Below are 3,230 nucleotides of genomic sequence, written 5' to 3'. Positions count from 1 at the left end.
TAGATAGCGAAGCTGATGTTAAAGGGCTCAGGTCTCCATGGAGAGCATCTTGTTCCATCGCCTCAGCGCTAACCGCCGTTTCCAGTTGCCCATGAGACTTCCCTCCGTCCAAGGCCCATTGACTTTCCTCCAGCCATACCTGAGCACGCTCCTGCAAGCCGGTTTGAGTCAGCAGCACCGTCGCCCCACTGTCCTCAAGCATAAAGCGGATTCGCTCCGACGGATAATCGGCATCCAAAGGCACATACGCGCCTCCGGCCTTCCATACCGCCAGTACGCCGACCAGCATATCCACCGAGCGTTCACTCAAAATACCGACAATCGACTCGCGTCCAATGCCTTCATTCCGCAACCTGCGGGCCAATTGGTTCGCACGCTCGTTCAGTTCACGGTACGTTAGCTGTTGCTGCTCGTACACCACTGCCACATGATCTGGTACAAGCTGCGCCTGTTCCTCCACATAGGCATGGAACAAGGATTCTGCTTCAACAGCTACAACATCCGTTACCCCCACATCTCCAAAACCGTAGATGATTGCTGCTTTTTCCTCAACGGTTACCATATCCAAGGCTGCCAGCGGCTGCTGCGGATGAAGCGTAATTGCACGAACGATCTCGGTAAAATGCTTGGCCATTCGCTCGATGGTCTCAGGCTTGTACAGCGCCGTGCTGTATTCCAGACTGCACAGAATGCCTTCCGGCTGCTCCACTGCATCCAAGGTCAAATCAAATTTGGCAGTATTATTTTCCGTCGGATACGGCTTAAAGGTCAGACCTTGGAGCTCAAACTCCTGCTGCTCAAATGTTTTCAGCTCAAACATCGTGTCAAATAGCGCATTCCGGCTCGTATCCCGTGTTAAATTCAGCTTTTCAACCAGCTCTTCAAAAGGATAGTCCTGATGCTCATAAGCGCTGAGCGCATGCTCTTTGACTTCCTGCAGGTAATCGAGGAACGTTTTGTCGCCAGACGGATAGTTGCGGATCGCCAGCGTGTTGAGGAATACACCTACCAGATTCTCCAGTTCCGCATGTGGCCGTCCGGCAATCGGTGTTCCGACAATAATGTCCTCCTGCCCCGTATACTTATGCAAGAGTGTGCTGTACGCCGCAAGCAGCACCATGTACAAGGTCGATCCGGTTTGAGCGGCCAGCTGTTTCAGCTGTTCGCTGCCCTCTGCGCCGATTGCAAAATCGTATCGGGCTCCTTCCAGACGCTGTACGGCCGGTCTTGCAAAATCCGTTGGCATATCCAGCACCGGAATTTCACCAGCCATCGTCTTCAGCCAATAGCTCTCTTGCTCACGAAGACGGTCACTTTGCATACCCGCATGCTGCCAAACGGCATAGTCCTTGTACTGAATACGAAGTGGCGGCAGCTCCTTGCCTTCATACAATCGAGAGAACTCCTGCACGATAATTCCATCCGTAACGCCATCCGCAATAATATGGTGCATGTCATAGAGCATCACGTGACGTTGCGGTCCGTTTTCCACCAGCTGAACCCGCAGCAGTGGTGCCTGCGCGAGGTCAAATGCGCGTACAAAGTCCAGTGCGTACTGCTGTGTCTCTTCTTCGCTTGCCTGCACATGCTCCACGTTGAATTCGACGATTGGATCAATCCGTTGAACGACCTCGCCATCCACCATGTCGAAGCTGGTTCGCAGGGTTTCATGACGGGCAATCAGCTGGCAGAAGGCTTGCTCCAGCCGCGTTTTATCCAGGGAACCTTCAATAATCAAGGCTCCCGGCATGTTGTAGCTAACCTCTCCACCTTCCAGATAACTCAGAACATACATCCGTTTTTGCGCCGAGGAAACTGGATAATATGCACGCTCCTCCACAACAGGTATGGATGCATACGTTTGCTGTGTCTGTTCACCCATTACCTGTACCAATTGCTCGATCGTCGGATATTGGAAAATATCTCGCAGCGCCAGCTTGTGATGCAGCTCCTGATGAATTTTCGCCACCAGGGTTGTGGCGCGCAGAGAATGTCCTCCCACTTCAAAGAAGTTATCCGTAATTCCAATCTGCGGATCATGCAGCACGCTCTGCCAGATATGCGCCAGTTGCTCTTCCAGCCGCGTCCGCGGCGCCACGTACTCCCTATCTGCTGCGAGACGTGCTTCCGGTGCAGGCAGGGCCTTGCGGTCAATTTTTCCGTTCGGGCTCAGCGGCATCTGCTCCAGCTGTACAAAGTAGGACGGAACCATATAGCTTGGCAGTTCCCGGCTCAGCTCGCTTCTCAGCTCGCTAGCACCCATCTTCTGCCCGGCCACGTAGTACGCCACCATGTGTTTTTGTCCCGTTTCATCCGCACGTGCCATGACCACAGCTTCTCGTATTGCCTCCACCTTCAACAGCTGCGATTCGACCTCGCCCAGTTCGATCCGGTAGCCCCGGATTTTCACCTGATGGTCGATCCGGCCCAAGTATTCGATGTTCCCGTCCGGCATCCATCTCGCCAAATCGCCTGTACGGTACATCCGCTCATAGCCAGCTTCCCCACCCGCAAACGGATCGGCAACAAATTTCTCGGCTGTCAGCTCCGGTCGGTTCAGATAGCCACGTGCTACGCCTACACCGCCGATACACAGCTCGCCTGCAACCCCGATCGGCTGCAATTGCTCTGTTCCTTCCTTCACGATGTATAGACGAATGTTTTGAATCGGTTTTCCGATTGGAATGACTGCATATTCCTCTGCCGGCTCACAATCGAAGTACGATACGTCTACGGTTGCTTCCGTTGGGCCATACAGATTGATCAGCTTCGCTCCGGTCAGACTTGACACGAGCCGTTGGAACCGCGCCACATGCTGTGGCGGGAACGCTTCGCCGCTGGCAAATACATGCCGCAGCGTGCCTAGCTTCGCCTGTATCACTTCCCGTGGCTGCTCCACCACGTACTCCAGGAATGCATGCAGCATGGCTGGCACGAAGTGCATCGTGGTGACTCCGTCGCGGGCAATCGCATCTGCGATATCCTCCGGATTCTTTTCCCCGCCAACAGGCAGCAAGCTTACCTTCGAGCCAACCATCGACCACCAGAACAGCTCCCACACCGACACGTCGAACGTGAAGGTGGTCTTTTGCAGGATCGTGTCCTCCGCGCCCAGGCCGTAACGGTCATGCATCCACAAAATCCGGTTGATGACCGAATGATGCTCAACCATCACGCCCTTCGGTTTTCCGGTCGAACCGGAAGTGTAGATGACATAGGCTACATGGCGC

General features: G+C 54.3%; 1 protein-coding gene. It reads right to left on the bottom strand.

Annotated features, from left to right (window positions below):
* Positions 1–3,230: non-ribosomal peptide synthetase (locus WG8_RS28380; RefSeq protein WP_007430356.1), on the bottom strand; the 3,230-nt coding region annotated here is incomplete at both ends.

The sequence above is a fragment of the Paenibacillus sp. Aloe-11 genome, assembly GCF_000245715.1.
Lineage (GTDB): Bacteria > Bacillota > Bacilli > Paenibacillales > Paenibacillaceae > Paenibacillus > Paenibacillus kribbensis.
This window is presented reverse-complemented; position numbering and strand designations above follow the sequence as displayed.